The organism is Mesorhizobium sp. M0207, assembly GCF_040321995.1.
Classification (GTDB): domain Bacteria; phylum Pseudomonadota; class Alphaproteobacteria; order Rhizobiales; family Rhizobiaceae; genus Mesorhizobium.
Map to the genome: position 1 here is coordinate 117210 of NZ_JAMYSQ010000002.1, position 16362 is coordinate 133571.

The 16362-nt window shown below is 62.2% G+C and carries 14 protein-coding genes; 4 read left to right on the top strand and 10 right to left on the bottom strand.

Going from position 1 to position 16362, the window contains the following annotated elements:
* Window positions 1–146 precede the first annotated feature (146 nt).
* Window positions 147–605 (top strand): hypothetical protein, encoded by a 459-nt coding sequence (locus NKJ15_RS04355; protein ID WP_352682607.1) that lies wholly within the window; start codon window positions 147–149, stop codon window positions 603–605.
* Between the two features lie 39 nt (window positions 606–644).
* Here NKJ15_RS04355 and NKJ15_RS04360 read toward each other — a convergent pair whose 3' ends face one another.
* From NKJ15_RS04360 to NKJ15_RS04370, 3 genes are all read right to left on the bottom strand, one after another.
* The gene (locus tag NKJ15_RS04360) at window positions 645–1319 is read right to left on the bottom strand and encodes a LuxR C-terminal-related transcriptional regulator (protein WP_352682605.1); all 675 of its coding nucleotides are present in this window, start codon (window positions 1317–1319) and stop codon (window positions 645–647) included.
* Window positions 1316–2758: a sensor histidine kinase gene (locus tag NKJ15_RS04365; protein WP_352814261.1), complete on the bottom strand. Its 1443-nt coding sequence runs from the start codon at window positions 2756–2758 to the stop codon at window positions 1316–1318. The genes NKJ15_RS04360 and NKJ15_RS04365 overlap by 4 nt, the downstream gene beginning before the upstream one ends.
* A gap of 148 nt (window positions 2759–2906) precedes the next feature.
* Window positions 2907–4424, bottom strand: a complete 1518-nt coding sequence (locus NKJ15_RS04370; protein ID WP_352469598.1) for a S10 family peptidase — start codon at window positions 4422–4424, stop codon at window positions 2907–2909.
* Window positions 4425–4702: 278 nt separating this feature from the next.
* Between NKJ15_RS04370 and NKJ15_RS04375 the strand changes: the two genes are divergently transcribed.
* A complete protein-coding gene (locus NKJ15_RS04375) occupies window positions 4703–5200 on the top strand; it encodes a hypothetical protein (RefSeq protein WP_352682601.1) in 498 nt (165 codons plus the stop codon).
* 109 nt (window positions 5201–5309) lie between these two features.
* On the opposite strand, the gene NKJ15_RS04380 is transcribed toward NKJ15_RS04375, so the two are convergent.
* Both NKJ15_RS04380 and oiaX read right to left on the bottom strand, forming a co-directional pair.
* Window positions 5310–6644 carry a four-carbon acid sugar kinase family protein gene (locus NKJ15_RS04380; RefSeq protein WP_352814263.1) on the bottom strand — a complete coding sequence of 445 codons (1335 nt, stop codon included), beginning with the start codon at window positions 6642–6644 and terminating at the stop codon, window positions 5310–5312.
* A gap of 4 nt (window positions 6645–6648) precedes the next feature.
* The gene (oiaX, locus tag NKJ15_RS04385; protein ID WP_352814266.1) at window positions 6649–7911 is read right to left on the bottom strand and encodes a 3-oxo-isoapionate-4-phosphate decarboxylase OiaX; all 1263 of its coding nucleotides are present in this window, start codon (window positions 7909–7911) and stop codon (window positions 6649–6651) included.
* Between the two features lie 181 nt (window positions 7912–8092).
* On the opposite strand from oiaX, the gene NKJ15_RS04390 reads away from it, so the two are divergent.
* Window positions 8093–8806 (top strand): transcriptional regulator NanR, encoded by a 714-nt coding sequence (locus NKJ15_RS04390; RefSeq protein ID WP_292663135.1) that lies wholly within the window; start codon window positions 8093–8095, stop codon window positions 8804–8806.
* Window positions 8807–9110: 304 nt separating this feature from the next.
* Window positions 9111–10079, top strand: coding sequence for a GlxA family transcriptional regulator (locus NKJ15_RS04395; RefSeq protein WP_352814269.1), 969 nt, complete (start codon window positions 9111–9113; stop codon window positions 10077–10079).
* Between the two features lie 76 nt (window positions 10080–10155).
* On the opposite strand, the gene apnL is transcribed toward NKJ15_RS04395, so the two are convergent.
* The 5 genes from apnL to NKJ15_RS04420 are packed head-to-tail and all read right to left on the bottom strand — an operon-like array spanning window position 10156 to window position 16351.
* Window positions 10156–12063, bottom strand: coding sequence for a D-apionate lactonase (gene apnL, locus NKJ15_RS04400; RefSeq protein ID WP_352814271.1), 1908 nt, complete (start codon window positions 12061–12063; stop codon window positions 10156–10158).
* On the bottom strand, window positions 12060–13094 hold the full coding sequence (locus NKJ15_RS04405) for a Gfo/Idh/MocA family protein (RefSeq protein WP_352814274.1): 1035 nt from the start codon (window positions 13092–13094) through the stop codon (window positions 12060–12062). Before NKJ15_RS04405 ends, apnL begins: the two co-directional genes overlap by 4 nt.
* Before the next feature lies 1 nt (window position 13095).
* Window positions 13096–14160, bottom strand: a complete 1065-nt coding sequence (locus tag NKJ15_RS04410) for an ABC transporter permease (RefSeq protein ID WP_023675478.1) — start codon at window positions 14158–14160, stop codon at window positions 13096–13098.
* A complete protein-coding gene (locus NKJ15_RS04415) occupies window positions 14157–15701 on the bottom strand; it encodes a sugar ABC transporter ATP-binding protein (protein ID WP_352469590.1) in 1545 nt (514 codons plus the stop codon). The genes NKJ15_RS04410 and NKJ15_RS04415 overlap by 4 nt, the downstream gene beginning before the upstream one ends.
* Entirely contained in the window at window positions 15698–16351 is a 654-nt protein-coding gene (locus NKJ15_RS04420) for a DUF2291 family protein (protein WP_352469589.1), read from the bottom strand. Before NKJ15_RS04420 ends, NKJ15_RS04415 begins: the two co-directional genes overlap by 4 nt.
* Window positions 16352–16362: the final 11 nt, after the last annotated feature.

Here is a 16362-nt window from a genome sequence, read left to right on the forward strand (position 1 = left end):
ACACGAATTTCGAACAGGAGGCAGTACGACAGAGCCGTATGATTAAGGGGAGTTCCGACATGCGACTGACAAGTTCATTGATGACGACCCGGAAACGAAGGACCGGATCTTCACGAGGACGTCGTGTCGGCATTTCTGTAGTCGTCTTGACCTTCATTCTCGTCGTAAGCCCCTATCGCGTCTTGTTCGATGGATCATCGCAGCCGCTCGGCCCGCAGGCTGTCTGGGCCAAAGATGGCGGGAACGGCAACGGCAATGGCGGGAACGGGAATGGGAACGGCAATTCGGGCAATTCGGGTGGAAACTCCGGCAATTCGAACTCGAATGCTGGTGCCGGCAAGGGCAAAGCAAAGTCGCAGGACGACAATCCCCCTGATCCCGCCCCTGCGGTAAACCCCGATAGCAAGCCAAAACTCTTTGTCAACGCATCCACAGGAGACCGGGTCGAGGTGAGCGGCCCGAGCATTGGCGTGGTGCATTCGAATGGACTCAGCGAACGCATCGACAGGGGCCAATACGAAATGCGGGACGCCAAGGGCCGCACCATCATTCGGCGCCTGGCGACGCGTTCCGATCGGGACAGGTTGCTTGAAATGATCGACTGAGGGCCAGTTCACATGGCCGCGCCGTGCGGCAATTTCGGCTCAAGCATGATCGCGAACAGGCGGATGCCGGTGCTCAGTCGCATCGCGCAAGGTCATGGCGGCTTCGGTCCTGTTGCTGACGTTGAGCTTGGCCAGGATTCGCGTCATGTGGTGCTTTATCGTCTTTTCATGCAGGTTCAGCCGAAGCCCGATCCGTTTGTTGCTCAGTCCCGCGGCAACCAGCGTCAGGATCTCCCTTTCACGGCTGGTGAGGTCGGCAAGTCCGTCAGCTTTCGCCGGCTCTTTTGATTGAGCTGACAGATCGGCCAACAGGCGCGCCGACAATTGTGGACAGACATATCGTTCGCCCGACGCTACCGTGCGCAGGATCGCAGCCAACGTCCTCGAGCCGACCCCCTTCAGAACATAGCCCCTGGCCCCGCTCTGCAACGCGGTCATCACGTGCTGGTTTTCTTCCGAAACGGTCAGCATCACAATTTTCAGTGCCGGATGCCGCTCAAGGGCCGGTCCGATCACGCCAAGGCCACCTCCAGGAACCGAGATGTCCATCAGCAGAATGTCGGGCCGCTGGTCTTCGATTATCCGCAGGGCATCGTCTCTGCTGCTTCCTTCACCGACGATCTCGAACCCGCCGATCTGATCGAGCGTGCGCACAACGCCTTCCCTGAACAGCGGGTGGTCGTCGACGATGGCGAGCTTGATGGCTACTGTCATGTCTGCCCCATTTCAACGATGTTGAGGGCCATTCTTACGACTGTGCCACTCTGTGAGGAAGTCACGGTAAACTGGCCCCCGAGGCTTTCCACACGCTCGCGCAGCCCTACGAGTCCCAGCCTCTCGGGACGCGCGATTTGCGGGTCAAAGCCGGCGCCGGCGTCGGCCACTTCGATACAAACGCGCTCGCCGTCGAAATGTTTCTCGACCGACTGACCTTCACCTCCGGCATGACGGAATCCATTGTTCAGCGCCTCCTGGACGAAGCGGAAGATGCAGATCTTGGCCGCCGGCGACAATGGCGCATGGCCGCCGGTCATCGATAGCATCACTTTGACGCCGGTTCGTTCTTCGTGCGCCCGTACGGCAAGCTGGAGAATTTCACCCAGTTCGGCATGCTCGATATGCGGCAGGACAAGGCCCTTGCTGATGCTCCTGATCTCGCGCATGGCATCGTCCAGATGTGCTTTGATGGCCAGCAATTCCTGTGCACGCTTCGATTGCGGCGTAGCGGGATCGGCAATGACGGGGCTGTCGATCCCCAGCGCCGCGAGAGCAACCAATTGCGCCGGGCCATCGTGCAAGTCCGCACCGATGCGCCTGAGATAGCGTTCGTTAAGTGCGGTGGCACGCTGCGAGGCACGCTGCACCCGCAGCCTCAACAGTCTGTTTTGCGCAAGCAGATCGGAAAGCTCGGCAATGCGCTGCTTCAACGAGCGGCTCTGCGAACTGATCATGCGGCTGCCACGGAACACGATTGCCGACAGCCCGAGAAAGAAGGCCGCTGTGACGGCGGCAACGTCCAGCCAGGTTCGAATGAGTGCCTGATGCAGGTTTCTTTCAAAATCAGTGGCGACCTCGTAGAATTCTGAAACGGCCACCACTTCCCCCGACCATGGCTGCAGCACCGGATTGTAGATCTCGAGAAGATGCAAGCCGCTGGCCCTTTCGGCCTCGCTGTCCGGATCGTCGAGCTTGTCGAACTCCGAGACCATTTGGCCTGCGAATGCCGCCCGGAGATTGTCGCTGGGTTCAAAGCGCTTGCCGATCAATGTCTTGTCGGTCGAATACAGGATGGTTCCGTCGCGACGCCAGAGCTTGAAGGATTCGAGCCTTGTGCCGAGTGCCCCTTGTCCCAGCGTTTCATCGAGCGCATGGGCGACGCTCTCGTCGAGCACTTCGCTCTTGCGCATATCCGGAAGCAGCGGCGCGATAACGCTGTCCACGTAAAGAGCCGTCGCGGAAGCCGAATTCTGCGTGACCACGGTTTCTATATGGTTCGTGACGGAAATCCCGACCACCACCATGGCTGACAGGGAAAATAGACCGCCCGCGAGCAGGAACTGTGTTGCCAGCGACAGCGCATTCCAACGGTCAACAAGGCTTGTCAGCCTGTGTGGCTTGGTGTTCCGAATGGCGCGCTCGGCAGCACGCCGCACCAGTGGCGCGATTCTGGAGAGCCGGCTAATCCGTTGTCGAACGTCGCTGAAAGACGCCATCCTAGGTGTGTAACCGATCAATCGCGATGGAACTAGGGCCTGATGAGAGGGCGAACAGCGTATCCGGCGCTTTTTTGGGCAAACCGTCTCATTGCGTCGTTCGGTAAAGCTCGGACGCGGCCTGCTTCAGTGCCGCCCGTCCATCCGGCCTCAGATACATCATGTGCCCGCCCTCCAGCACCTCGGTGCGAATGGGCTTTGCGCCGGCAAGCGAAGGAATTTGACCAAGCAGGTAGCGCGAGCCCATGTACGGCGTCACCAGGTCGCTGTAGCCGTTGACGATCAGCACGCCGAGGCTGGGGTTTAGCACGCGCGCCTGTTGAAGGTCGTCCATGACACCCGCATAGCCCTGACGCGTCGCGCTCGTCCCATAGTCCCAATTGCCGCTGACTTCACGGTTGAGAAGCCGATAGCTGATATCCGTGCGGAAGTTCAATTCATCACGCACATAGCCGACGAAAGCGGAGGTGAGCGCCGGCACGCTTCGGTCGAGCACCGGATCGGGACCCTCGACTCCCAGGCTCTCTGGCGCCACGTCCGCTGTCGCGATGTTGCCGTCATAGGCGCTGAGAACATTGCCCTTTGCCCGTGCAAACTCCTTGGCGAACAGCCCTATGGGAATGCGTGCAAAGTGCCGCTGGACGAGATCGAGCGGCAGACCGGTGATTGCGGCGACACGCTGGCTCGCCAGGCGTCCACCCTGCTCCAGCCCACCGGCCAGCGCGGCCAGATAATCGCCGAGCGCATAGCGTTCGACTTCCGCCAGCCGCTCCTGCAGGGCCGGGCCGGAAACGCCTTCGCTGTGTAGGCGCACTGCCGCCAGCGACGGCAGTTCCAGCGCCCAGTGGAGCGGCTGGAACTCGTCCGGGCGCACCAGCGTGAATTCGAGCGCCGGCGAAATCAGCACGACACCACTCGGGCTGATGCCGATGTCTTCCTGAAGCTTCCTGGCGAGCAATGCTGCTCGAAAGCCGCCATAGCTTTCGCCAGCCAGGAAGACAGGCGATGCCGTACGGTTCGTCTGCGCCAGATAGAGTCGGATAAACGCGCCTATCGACGCGGCGTCCTGGCTGACGCCCCAGAAGCTGTGTGCTTCCGTGCCGGGCGCTTCACGGCTGTAACCGGTTCCGACAGGGTCCACAAAGACCAGGTCGGTCATGTCGAGCCAGGTGTCGGGGTTATCGAACAGCCTCTGCGGCGACGGCAGGAAACTTCCATCGGCCGCTGTCGCCAGAACCCGCGGACCGAGCGCGCCGAGATGGAGATAGGCGGAAGCTGCTCCCGGACCGCCATTGAACACGAAGGTGATCGGGCGACGCGGATCCGGTCCCGTTTCTTTCCCTGCGTGCAGAGCATAGGCGACATAGAAAATCTCGGCGGTGATATCGCCTTTGCCGGACGGCAATGACAGCGTACCGGCCTTGGCCTCGTAATCGAGCGTGCGTCCGGCAATGACGATCGAATGATCGGAAGTCTGCGGCGGTGGCAGGAGCGAGAGAACCCCGCCTGTGGGCGGCGGCCGCTGGGCCGTCTCCGCATGACCGAACCCAGTTCCGGCAACCAACAGCAGAAGAGCGAGGGCGATTTCTTGCAGCTTGATAGGCATGACGTCTCCGGAGCAATTGGCTGGAAACTAGCACACCGTCGGCCGAACCAAAGTCACAGCACCGTGCGCCAGTACATCTGACAAGAAGGGGTCGAATTTGGAAATCCAATGCCCAGGCGGAAGATAGGGCGCGAGGGTCACGGCGGCAGCCTAACCTCTTCCAGCAGATGCGTGCGGCGGAATGGCGGACCAACGACTTCGTGAATTTTCTGCCGGTTGACTCGATTGGCCCACTTCCTAGGTTGGCATTCGGGGCTCCCGTGCAATCCGAAGTTGGTATGACATCTTTCCACACCCGAAAGCTTGCCCTTCTCCTTCTATCGGCAAGCGCCACCATCCTGTCTTCCTGCGTCATGCCCGACGACACGTCGAGCACTGCGAAGGAAGACGCCACGGCGGCGGCAGCCCGCAGGGAGATGGTCGGCCTTAGCGAGGCGGACGTTCGAATGTGCGCCGGCTTTCCTACCGCCACTGCCGATGTCGGCAAATCCGGCCAGATCTGGACCTATCAGCGCGTCGTTCAACGCGGCAATCTCAACATTGTCGTTCCGACCGTGGCCATTGGCCCCGTCCCGGCGCTGGGGGGTTCCGTCAACGTCGCCCCCGGCGGCTATTGCAACACGCAAATTCGAATGGTTGACGGTCATGTTGCCGAGGTTGCCTACGCCGGCGACAACAACCTGCCGAACAACCGCGATGCGCTCTGTGTCAGCACGGTAGACGCCTGTGTCGCCTACGCCCGTCAGTATCATCCAGGCAGGACAATGGGCAGATAGCGGGATGAGTGGCATTGCCGCTGATCTGAACGCCTGAGATTTCTGGTTTGCCGGCTAGTATCCTCGATCCCGATCGAGCATCACCGATTTGACCTGACTTTCCCCGCTATCAACCGCCGACCCCATCGCGAATAGTGGAGAAATAGCGGTCGGTTCCGACCTGCCCGCCCTTGAGGGCAATTTCCAGCCCATCGATCGCCTTAATGCTTGAATGCGCCACACAAAGTGGCGAGCCCGGCGATGCCGGCAGCGGCATTCGCACAGTCAGCGCGTCGACGCCCATCTGGGCAAGTGCATGGCTCGACGTGTCGCCGCCGGCGATGACCACGCGCAGTAGCTTCTCTTGAAGCGTCAGTTCGCGGAGAACCTCGCCAAGGCCGTGGCCGAGCTTATGGCGGGCGCCTTCCCGGAGATCGATTTCTGCACCGCGGTCGGCCGCAGGCCCCAGCGCGGTGTAGAGGATGACGCTGCGCCCGGCCCGTAGGCTGGAGCGGCCGGTTGCCACCGCGCGCGCAATCGCGTCGTTCGAAGCCTCAGAAACCAGTTCGACTGGGTCGAGCTCGATCCCGTCGAAGCCGTCGGCCAGAGCATAACGGATCTGTCGTTCCGTCGTCGGCGAGCAGCTCCCCGAGACCACGGCGATCCTGTCGGCAGCGCCCGGCGGCGAAAAGGCGGATTTGGTATCCACGATCCGGTTCGCTGCCCATTCGACCAGCAAGGCATATTCGATGCCTGAAGAGCCGACGACGAAATAACCGCCCGGCTTGCGAGCGCGCCAAATCTCCTTGCCGGCAAGTGCCTGGGTTTCCAGGCTATCGACGTCGACAAGCACAATACCTGAGCCATTCTCCACAAGCCGGTCGAATGCTTTCGACCGCGACGCGGACTGCAGCGTCGCCAGGTCGACCAGGCCCGAGGCGAGGCTGGTCTGGCGCGACAGATGGATCAGCAGGTCGGATTCGTCCATCGGCGTGGTCGGATGGCGGCTCATCACGGGATGGCGGTCGATGCGGAAATATTTTTCGCGATAGGCCGCGAACAGATGACCGAAGGCGGTGTAGCGCTTCAGCTGCGGCGCGCCGACGACCAGCGGCACGCCGTCTTGCCGGAAAACCGAGCGGCCGATTTCGATCGCCCGGCCGATGCTGCCGATTGCCGGGCTGGAATCGAAGGTCGAGCAGACCTTGTAGTGGCAGATCTCGGCGTTGACGGTCTTCAGCCAGGCGAAGGCATCTCGCAGATGCGTGTCCATCCACTGCGGCGTCTCGCTGCGGCTGGTGCCGGCCAGCCCAAGGGCGCGGCAATGCGCAAATTGCGAAAGCAGCGCCTCGTCCGGCTGGCGCATGAACAGGACGGTCGGCACGCCGCCGAGCTCGAGCGCCTCCATAACGTCGGTCGAGCCGGTCAGGTCATCGCCATAGTAACTCAGAAGCAGGTTTTGCATGGCGTCAGGCCGCCTCGCCGCCGCCGAACTTCTCGATCGACCGCGCCAGCTCGACATGGCTCAAGGCATAATCCGCCAACGGCATGTCCTGGACCGCCGCCTGCCAGGCCTGCTGCACGGCGCGCACCCCGGCGCCCGGCCCGTCTGGGTGGCTGACGATGCCACCGCCGCAGAGATAGAGAAGATCGACCGTCCGGCCGGTTCGCTGGAAGGTTTCAGGCGCCTGCCCGCCCCACTGGCCGGAGCCGGCGACCGGCAATGCGCAATCGGCCGGCGAAAAGATCGGCGTGGTCACCGCCTTGAAGGATTCGACGAAGGACCAGTCGGGTTCCCAGTATTTTGAGGCGATGCCGTTGATCTGGAACTGGTCGACGCCGAGCAGGCGCCAGAACTGCTGCCAGACCTTGAAATCCATGCCAAGGCCGGGATGACGGGTGAGAATGTCCCAGCCATTGCGGTGGGCATGGAGCACAAGACTGGAGCGTTTTCGAAGGTAAGCCATGCCGCCGAAACCGATCGAATTGATATTGACCACCGCGCAATTGCCGCCGGCCTTTGCCACCAGATCGTGGTTTCGCATCATCTCGTCGGGATCGGCATGTGAAATGCCGAAGGCATACATGACCTTCTTACCGGTCTTCTGCTCGTGGTCGAGGATCAGCGGCATGATTGCCCTCACCCGCTCCGACAGCGGCGAATAGGCCGGGCTCATCAGCTTCTCGTCGTCCTTGATGAAGTCGACGCCGGCCGCAATCAGCTCTTGCACCATTGCGGCCGTCTCGGGCGGGCGGAGCCCCAGCGCCGGCTTGACGATGGTCCCGATGATCGGACGATCCGCGACACCGGTCAGCCTGCGGCTGCCCGTGACGCCGAATTGCGGGCCCGGATGCGCGCCCCGGTACTCCTCCGGTAGCCTCATGTCGACGACCCGGATACCGGACAGGCCCTTGATCGAAAAGGTGCCGCCGATGGTGATGGTCATCAACGCCGACAAGTCGGTACCGATGGCGTCCAGCGGAAACGCGATGTCGACGTCGGCGCGCTTGACCGGGCCGTTGCGCGCTTCGGGACCGGTTTCGGGAAGAGACGGCCGATCCGCATCCGGCAGATTCCGTATCGCCAGGACTCGCGCTGCGACCCTGGCCTTGAGCTCTTCGGTCTCGCCGGCCAGCGCGACGAAGGTTCCGGTCGACTGGTCGCTTGCGATCTTGGCCGCAAGCGCCTCGATATTGCCCGGCGTTTCGATGCGATAGGTGAGAACAATCATATTCGCGCGGCCTGCCGGGTGGTTCGAAAAAGGTTCCTTGGCCCTTGAAATCTGGTATAATGAGTACATAAGCTTTGCAAGCCCTATCCGGCTTGGCGGTAAGGGCGAGCCGGCAGCAGGCGTTCCGGAATTCACGGCGGAAATGCTAGATAGGGGCCGGTCAAAGGAGTGATTCGCGACGATGAACCGTTCGGAGCCGATCGTCCGGCGCAAGCTTTCCGACGAAGTATTCTTGAGACTGAAGCGCCTGATCACCAGCGGCGAATTGCTGCCGGGTGACGACATGCCGTCGGAGCGCGAATTGATGGAGCGCTTCGAGGTCGGCAGGCCGGCGATCCGCGAGGCAATGCAGGCGTTGAGCAATATGGGCCTCGTCGCGATCTCGCATGGCGAGCGGGCGAAAGTGCTGCAGCTGACCGCCAAGTCGATCATCAAACAGGTCGACGGCGCCGCCAAGATCATCCTGTCGTCGTCGAAGGACACGCTGGAGCACCTCAAGAACGCGCGTATCTTCTTCGAGCGCGGCATGGTCAGGGAAGCCGCAGAGAAGGCAACCGCCGAGGACGTGCAGCGGTTGCGGGCAACGGTTGCCGAGCAGCGCAGCCATCGTGGCGACTCGGAAGCCTTTATATCCGCCGACATGAAATTCCACACCCAGATCGCGGCAATATCCGGCAACCCGATCTATGTCGCCGTCAGCGAGGCAATGCTTGGCTGGCTAAAGGAATACCACACCGAAATGCTGATCTGGACCGGCAAGGAAAAGTTCACGCTGACCGAGCACGAAGAGATCATCGGACGCATCGAGGCCAAGGATGCGGATGGCGCCGAGAAGGCGATGATCAAGCACCTCGAACGCTCGCGTGCGCTTTACGTGATGAACTCCGGCAGCTGAAAATCAAGAGCAAGGTCCCGACCGCAGCGGCCGGCACCTTGCTCTCGGCCTACTGACTGACCACCGATCAGCCTGAGCCCGGACCGACGCAGTTTTCTGTTGCGTCTGAATCCGATGTATGTGCCGCGTGTTTTCATTCAACGATTTCAGCATTTGCATCTTCCCAGCCATGGATTTCCGCGGCCCGCTTTCGTCAGCAAGCCCGCATAGGCCCTCCTGGAGGCGCCGCGCTTGTTCTGGGATTGGCAATTCTTGCAAAGACTATGCTAGGCTTGCCATCCGAGAACGATACTGGAGTACCGCAATGGCTGACAGGGGCCTCCACGTTGTGATCTGGCTGCCCTCGAATTTCTATTCGGCCGTCGTCTCGACGCTCGTGGAAATGTTTCAGCTTGTGAATGACGTCTGCCGTTCGCAGGTTCTCTCCTGTGAGTTCGTTTCAAGGAGCGCGCCGTCGGCATCGAGCACCGGAATTTCCTTCCCGACAAAGGCTCAACCATCCCGGAAAATGGATGTCCTGATTCTCATTGCCATGCCGGGTGTCGAGATTCCGGAGCTTCTGCGCTCGCTCGACGAGGAGAGTGAGCATTCAAAACCGCTGATCGCGCTCGCGCAGCAGCAGGACGCAATCATCGCAGCACATTGCGGCGCGTGTTATCTGCTCGCCACTTCGGGATTGTTGGACGGCAAGCGCGCAACGATATCCTGGTGGCTGAAGAACGAGGCAAGCCGCCGGTTTCCGCAAGTGCGATGGGACGCTTCCCGCCTGCTCATTCGCCAGGACCGCCTTTACACATGTGGAGGCGGGTTTTCCGGACTCGAACTCGCCAGGGCTTTGCTGATCGATCTGGGCTTCGAGAAGGAAGAGCGGATCATTCGAAAACTTCTGGTTCTTCCTCCGCCGCGCAAATTCCAGAGTCCCTACGAATTTCCTCTCGACAAAATTTCGAACGACGCCAGCCCATTCGAGAACAAGCTGCGCGAGCTCTCGAACGACAAGATGTCAGAAATCGATTTGAAATTTCTTGCAACCGAATTGGCGATGTCTTCGCGAACCCTGTCTCGCAGGTTTTTCGACGAACTCCAGACAACGCCGGGAAAATGGATCCAGGAAAGGCGGCTGGAGTTGGCAAGGTCCATGCTTGAGGAAACGAAACTGAGCGTCTCAGAAATCTGCTATCGGGTGGGATATCAGGACGTCGCTTCGTTCAGCCGTCTTTTTTCCAAGACAACTGGAATGGCACCAGGCGAGTTTCGAAAGCAAGTCCGGTGACAAGTCGGCAGCGGAAGTGCTGCGGCTACGGGCAACCGCTGCGGAACTGCGGCGATTCATGAACCCCGACGTGACTTCAGCCAATCCGGACCGTTGCGTAGGGCGTCATGACAAGACGGTCTCGGCCCGACGCGTCGCGCTGAATCTGGCGTGACGTTCGTCCATCCCAGATATTCAGAAAACCCTGATCGGAACCGAGCCCGGAAACATCGACTGGAAGGTCGTCCGGAGTAAGGTTCGCCAGCCAGACGATGATCTTGCCTGTCTGGGAGTGGCCGGCCAGTGCCAGCACCCGCGTCTCATCGGTCGTTGTCGCCGCCACATGCGCATGGCCGGCCAGATCGCAAAGTCCTTTCACCGCGTGGAAAATCGGCCGGGGTGTACCTTCTTTGACAGGTTCGCCCGACGAGGCCAGCACGCCGAATGGTCCGGTGAAGCTGCAGAGCGTCAGCATTTCGAGCCCGGCCGGCGCAACGCGCGCGGCATAGCCGATCGTCCATGCGGCCCCGAACAGCCCGGCATGGCGAGGGTCGCGGTTGGCCATGGCAATGCGCTGACTGTCGGGATTAGCCTTGGTCGCGCCGCCATAAGGGTTCTGGCGCATGGCAATGGTCGACGGCCCGATCCGATAAGGTATTGTTCCGAAGATCGTTCGTACTGACGCCGTGATGAAAGGCAACGCCTCCAGCGATTGCATGACGCTGAGATCGTCGGAGGCGTGCACGATCGGGCAGGTGCAATGCGTGACGAAATCGAGCGGGTCGGCCGGCACACGCTTGCGATTGAGTTCGGTGAAATAGCTGAACATGCCGCCGCCGAGGCGGCTGTCGGGAAAGGAGCGCCGCGCCGCGGCGTAGACGTCTTCGAGCGACGGGCATTGCGGCCATGCGCTGCCCGGCGGCGTCGACTGCCGGTCGACCGAGGGCGAGACGGCAATGGCCGAAAGCTTGAGCCCGGCCTGGCGCACCCTGTCGGCGACGCCTGAAAGCTCGGCGTCGAGATCGCCGTCGCCGGCAATGACACATTCGAGCGTTGTCCGGACCGGATAGGCGGCGGCGAGCCGGGCGTAGGATCGCAAGGCGTCGAGCCCATGGCCACGCGTCGGGTCGTAGTGGAACATCAATTGCTGCGGACCAAGCTCGCACAGCACCGACAACTTGCCCAGCGCCGCCTCGACCTCATCCGGGTAGATGATCACGCCAACATCCGGCAGCGCCGGTCCGGCTTGGCCGAGCGTGACGCGAATTGGTTCCGCGATTGCCGCAGCAGTTGGCACTTTCCCGCGACCCTCTATCCGCAAACTAGTGGTCTGGCGGAAGGTCTTGCCGGCAGGCAGCACATAGGGCCATGGCAGCGCGAGCGGCCGGACATAGGTCTTGTAGGAGGCATCCGACCAGTTGCGCTGGTCCTCCATCTCGAACGTGTCGCCTTGCATCCGGCATTCGGCGGTGACGCCCGGCCGGATCTCATGGGTGATCGCCCGCAGATCCTTGAAAGGCTGCCAGGCATCGATCAGCTCTGGAAGCCGCGTCGCGACCACGCTGCCATCGGTATGCTCGACCGTGACCGGGCTGCCGGCCAGCCCGGCAATTGGATGCAGGATGCAGAAGCCGCAGCGATTGGTCTCGAAATCGCTGTCGGGAAGAGCGCTCACGTCGAAGATCAGCTGGCCATCGGCCGAGCCCTTGATGGTCGCACGGAAGTCGAGCCGGCTTCCCTCTGGTCCGAAACAACCTGCCGAATAGCTGACGAAGAAAGCGTCGTCGCCCTGGTCGATGATTAAATCGGTGAGCGCCGGCTCGTAGGTGCCCCAGTCGCGATCCCTGACGATGAAGGCGACGGCGCGCAGAACCTCGGTGCCGCCATGCCGGATGGTGCGCAGATTGCCGTTGACGAAGTCCGCCGTCAGCGCGCCGGCGCGCAGCCTGACCGGTTCGGCTTCAACGGCACGTGTGCCGTAGAGGAGGAAGGCGTCGGCTGTCATTTCAGCAAGGCGTCGAGTTGCACCGGCTCCCGGCTTGCGGCGCCCGCGTACGCAGCCTCGACCAGCGCTAATGTCTTGAGGTTGTCCGCGCCCGAGGTCGCGGGCTCGGTTCCCTTGGTCAGGCAGTCGACCCAATGCTTTTGAATGGCGACGACGCTTTCCTGGATGTTGTGCCACGGCCGTGATGCCCAGGCCAGCAGCGGCGGCGAGACGTCGCTCACAGCTGTCCCGCTCCTGCCGGTGACGGTGAGGCGGTAGCCCTGCGCCAGCCGGATCGTGCCGTCGCTGCCGTCGATCTCGATCAGCGTCTCGGGGAACGGCTCTGTCGCGAGTCTGCTGGCGTAGCTGCAGTCGACCACGGAAGTGGCTCCGCCCGTGTGGTCCATCAGCATCGTCGCAACGTCCTCCCCGGCAATGCCGGGATTGATGCGCGCCGTTCGCGCAGTGACGGTCGAGACGTCGCCCAGCAGGAAGCGGGCTATGTCGAGGATGTGGATACCCAGATCCTCGATGATGAAGCGCTTTCCCGTCGCCAGATAAGGCTGGCCGGAAAACACGTCATAGGCAGAGCGGAACGAGATCCGTCCGAAAAAGGGGGGGCCGATTTCGCCGCTGTCGAGCACGGTACGCACCGCCTGGATCGGCGACTGCCAGCGAAAATTCTCATGCACCATCAGCGGCACGCCGGCGTCAGCACAGGCCTTTACCATCGCCTTGGCGTCGGCAAGCGTCGGCGCAAACGGTTTTTGGCAGATTGCCGGAACGCCGTGCTGCGCCGCCATCTCCACGAGCATTCTGTGGCTTGGTGCCGTGGTGGCGATGTCGACGAAATCCAGCCTTTCGCCGGCAAACAGCGCTGCCGCGTCGGTATAGCGCCGTGCGACCCCGAACTGGTCGCCAATGATCCGTAGCCGGTCCGGATCGCGGTCGCAGATGGCGGTGATCGAGGCGCCCTCTATATCGCGCCAGGCATGCATCTGGTTGATGGCAAAGAAGCCGCAGCCGATCAGCGCTCCACGCAGTTCCGCCATGTCAGCCGGCCTTTGCCATCTGCATCAGCGTGACACGGCTCTGCAGCCGGCGCTGTGCCTGGTCGACGACGACGGCGACGATGATGACCAGGCCCTTGATCACCATCTGCCAGAACGAACTCACTCCCATCATCACCAGCCCGTCCGAAAGGATGCCGATTACGAAGGCGCCGACAATGGTGCCGCCGATCGTGCCGCGACCGCCCGACATCGAGGTGCCGCCGAGCACCGCCGCGGCAATGGCATTGAGCTCGAAGCTCTCTCCGGTCGCCGGATGCGAGGCCATTAGTTCGGACGAGATGATCAGCCCGACGATCGCCGCGCAGAAGCCGGAGAACATGTAGACGAACATCTTCACCATATTGACGCGGACGCCCGAAATCCGCGCCGCCCGCTCATTGCCGCCGACCGCGAAGATGTGGCGGCCGAGCGGGGTGTATTTGGCGAGATAGGCCGCCCCTAGCGCAACGACGAGCAAAATCCAGAGCGCGACCGGCAGGCCGAGCAACCGGCCGGCGCCGAGAAAGCCGAATCCGGTGGTGCCGAGCTCCGGCTTGCCGACGAGATTGGGGAAAGTACGGCCGTCGGACGACAGCAGCGCCAGGCCGCGCGCGACATAGAGCACGCCGAGCGTGGCGATGAACGGCGCAACGTTGAGCCTGGTGATCAGCAAGCCGTTGACGGCGCCGATCAATATGCCGACGGCAAGCGTGATCAGCGCGATCTCGAAGACGTTGAAATAGATGGTATAGCCGACCTGCAGGTCGATGCCGTTGAGCACGAGATAGCCGGCCACCATGCCGCACAGGCCGACGATCGAGCCGACCGACAGGTCGATGCCGCCGGTGATGATGACGAAGGTCATGCCCATTGCGAGGAATGCGTTCAGCGCCACATGCTTCGACATCAGGATAAGATTGGCGGCCGATAGGAAATTGGGGGCGGCTATCGAGAAGAATAACAGCACGGCGATCAGCGCGATGAACGTCCTCGCCTTCATCAGCGTCAGCAGGACCGAGCCGCCCGACATGGAGTTGACCGCCGCCTTGGCTGGGATGTCAGTCATGCGTCTTGCTCTCCGTGCGGGACCGGTCCGTGGCCGAAGGCGGAGGCAGCGACGAGTGCGGCCTCCGTCGCCTCGGCGCGGTCGAACATGCCGGTCAGTTTTCCATTGCTCATCACCGCGATGCGGTCGGACAACGCCATCACTTCGTCGAGATCGGAGGTGGCAAACAGAATCCCCAGGCCGTCGCGCGACAGCTTGCGCATGGTGCGGAACACGTCGGCCTTGGCGCCGACGTCGATGCCGCGGCTGGGCTCGTCCATCAACAGCACCTTCGGCCCGGTGAGCAGCGCCTTGCCGATCACCACCTTCTGCTGGTTGCCGCCTGACAGCGACGAGACTTCCTGCGCCGGATCGGCGACCTTGATCGCCAGTTCGCGCACCGTCCGGGCCACCGCCTGTCGTTCGGCGGCACCACGAATGTGGAACAGGCGCACGAACCGCGACAGGCTGGCCAGCGTCAGATTGCTGGCGACGGAGAGGATCGACACCAGCCCTTCGCGCTGGCGGTCTTCGGGGATCAGCGCCAGGCCGCGCCGGATGCGCCGCGTCGTGTCGCGCTCGTGCACTTTTTTGCCGGCAATGAATATCGTGCCCGTCGAATGGCCGTGGCGGCCCATGATGCAGTCGAACAGCTCGCTGCGTCCGGCGCCCATCAGGCCATAGATGCCGAGAATTTCGCCGGCGCGCAGCGACAGCGAGACGTGATCGACCGCAAGCCCGCCGGTGACGCGCGGCAGGCAGATGTCCTCGGCGCGGAATATTTCCTCGCCCGGCACATGGCCGTCGGCCTTGGCGAAGTCCTTGGCATCCGAGCCGATCATCTGCCGCACGATCCACTGGGTGTCGACGTCTTTCATCTCCGCCTGGCCGGTGATGCGGCCGTCGCGCAGCACCGTGATGGTGTCGCCGATGCGGATCAGTTCCTCGAGCCGGTGCGAGATGTAGACGATTGCCACGCCGCGTGCCTTGAGGTCGGCAATCACCTTGAACAGTATCTCGACTTCCGCCGCGCTGAGCGCCGAGGTCGGTTCATCCATGATCAGGATGCGCGCATCGAGCGAAACCGCCTTGGCGATCTCGACCAACTGCTGCTGGCCGATGCGCAGATCCTCGACCAGCATGTCGGGCCGGATGCCGGCTTCCAGGCGTTCAAGGAACTCCGCCGCACGGCGCTCCTGCTCCTTGCGGTCGATCTTGCGGAAGCGGTTGGTGATCTCGCGGGTGGCGAAAATATTTTCGGCGACAGTCAGATTGCCGAACAGATTCAGCTCCTGGAAAACCATGCCGATGCCGCGGCTCACGGCATCACCGGAAGACGAGAATGAAACCTCCTCGCCGTCCAGCAGGATGCGCCCGAGCGTCGGTTGCTCGACGCCGGCGATGATCTTCATCAGCGTCGATTTGCCGGCTCCGTTTTCGCCGACCAGCACGTTGACCGCGCCTTTGCGCACCTCGAAATTCGCCCGCTTGACCGCGACGGTGCCGGAATAGACTTTCGAGACGTCCTCCAGCTTCAGGATGACATCTTGATCGCCGCTCATGACTTCGGCCCGATCTTTGCCTCCGCCGGCGTCACCAGCGGCAGGTCCTGGCCACTGCCCGGCGTATAGGCGCCAAGTACCTCGACGCTGCGGCCCTCGAGTGCCTCGCGCGGCAGCTTGGAAAGCACGGTCTTGTCGGCATAGGCGTTGAAAGCCTTGCCGAACTGGGCGAAGTCGATCTGGTTGGTGAAATCGTTGAACTGGATGAAGTCGAGGCTGTCGCGCAGCGCGGTTCCGCGCATTGCGGGTCCGATCTGCACCCGCGCGTCCGCCTTGCCGTCGCCGTCGGCATCGACGTCCATCGTCGCCGCGCGTGACTGTGTGTTGGCTGCCACGACCTTGCCCTCGATCCGAACGGCGAAGGTCCATGGCGAATTCGCCTGCTTCTTCGGGTTGCCGTATTTGGCGCCGGCAGCGGCGGGATCGGTCTTGGCCAAGGTGTGAACCTCGGCAAACGGCCCGGCCTTCTGCTGCAGATAGGGTATGACTTTCGCCGCCCAGATGTCCTCGACCATCTTGTCGGGATCGAATGCGGAGCCAGTGCCGCCGTTTTCCGCCGACGGCGTCGGCAGGATCTTGCAGGCGGTCAGGCTGCCTATTGCTGCGAGGAACAACGCGACAAGGATCGGCCGGGTCAGCGTGTTGAACATGTCGGCTCGTT

What these genes read in the sequence shown, in the direction of transcription:
- NKJ15_RS04360 (WP_352682605.1), bottom strand. Translation starts at nt 1,319, where the DNA reads ATGACAGTAGCCATCAAGCTCGCCATCGTCGACGACCACCCGCTGTTC.
- NKJ15_RS04370 (WP_352469598.1), bottom strand. Translation starts at nt 4,424, where the DNA reads ATGCCTATCAAGCTGCAAGAAATCGCCCTCGCTCTTCTGCTGTTGGTT.
- NKJ15_RS04375 (WP_352682601.1), top strand. Translation starts at nt 4,703, where the DNA reads ATGACATCTTTCCACACCCGAAAGCTTGCCCTTCTCCTTCTATCGGCA.
- NKJ15_RS04380 (WP_352814263.1), bottom strand. Translation starts at nt 6,644, where the DNA reads ATGCAAAACCTGCTTCTGAGTTACTATGGCGATGACCTGACCGGCTCG.
- oiaX (WP_352814266.1), bottom strand. Translation starts at nt 7,911, where the DNA reads ATGATTGTTCTCACCTATCGCATCGAAACGCCGGGCAATATCGAGGCG.
- NKJ15_RS04390 (WP_292663135.1), top strand. Translation starts at nt 8,093, where the DNA reads ATGAACCGTTCGGAGCCGATCGTCCGGCGCAAGCTTTCCGACGAAGTA.
- NKJ15_RS04395 (WP_352814269.1), top strand. Translation starts at nt 9,111, where the DNA reads ATGGCTGACAGGGGCCTCCACGTTGTGATCTGGCTGCCCTCGAATTTC.
- apnL (WP_352814271.1), bottom strand. Translation starts at nt 12,063, where the DNA reads ATGACAGCCGACGCCTTCCTCCTCTACGGCACACGTGCCGTTGAAGCC.
- NKJ15_RS04405 (WP_352814274.1), bottom strand. Translation starts at nt 13,094, where the DNA reads ATGGCGGAACTGCGTGGAGCGCTGATCGGCTGCGGCTTCTTTGCCATC.
- NKJ15_RS04410 (WP_023675478.1), bottom strand. Translation starts at nt 14,160, where the DNA reads ATGACTGACATCCCAGCCAAGGCGGCGGTCAACTCCATGTCGGGCGGC.
- NKJ15_RS04415 (WP_352469590.1), bottom strand. Translation starts at nt 15,701, where the DNA reads ATGAGCGGCGATCAAGATGTCATCCTGAAGCTGGAGGACGTCTCGAAA.
- NKJ15_RS04420 (WP_352469589.1), bottom strand. Translation starts at nt 16,351, where the DNA reads ATGTTCAACACGCTGACCCGGCCGATCCTTGTCGCGTTGTTCCTCGCA.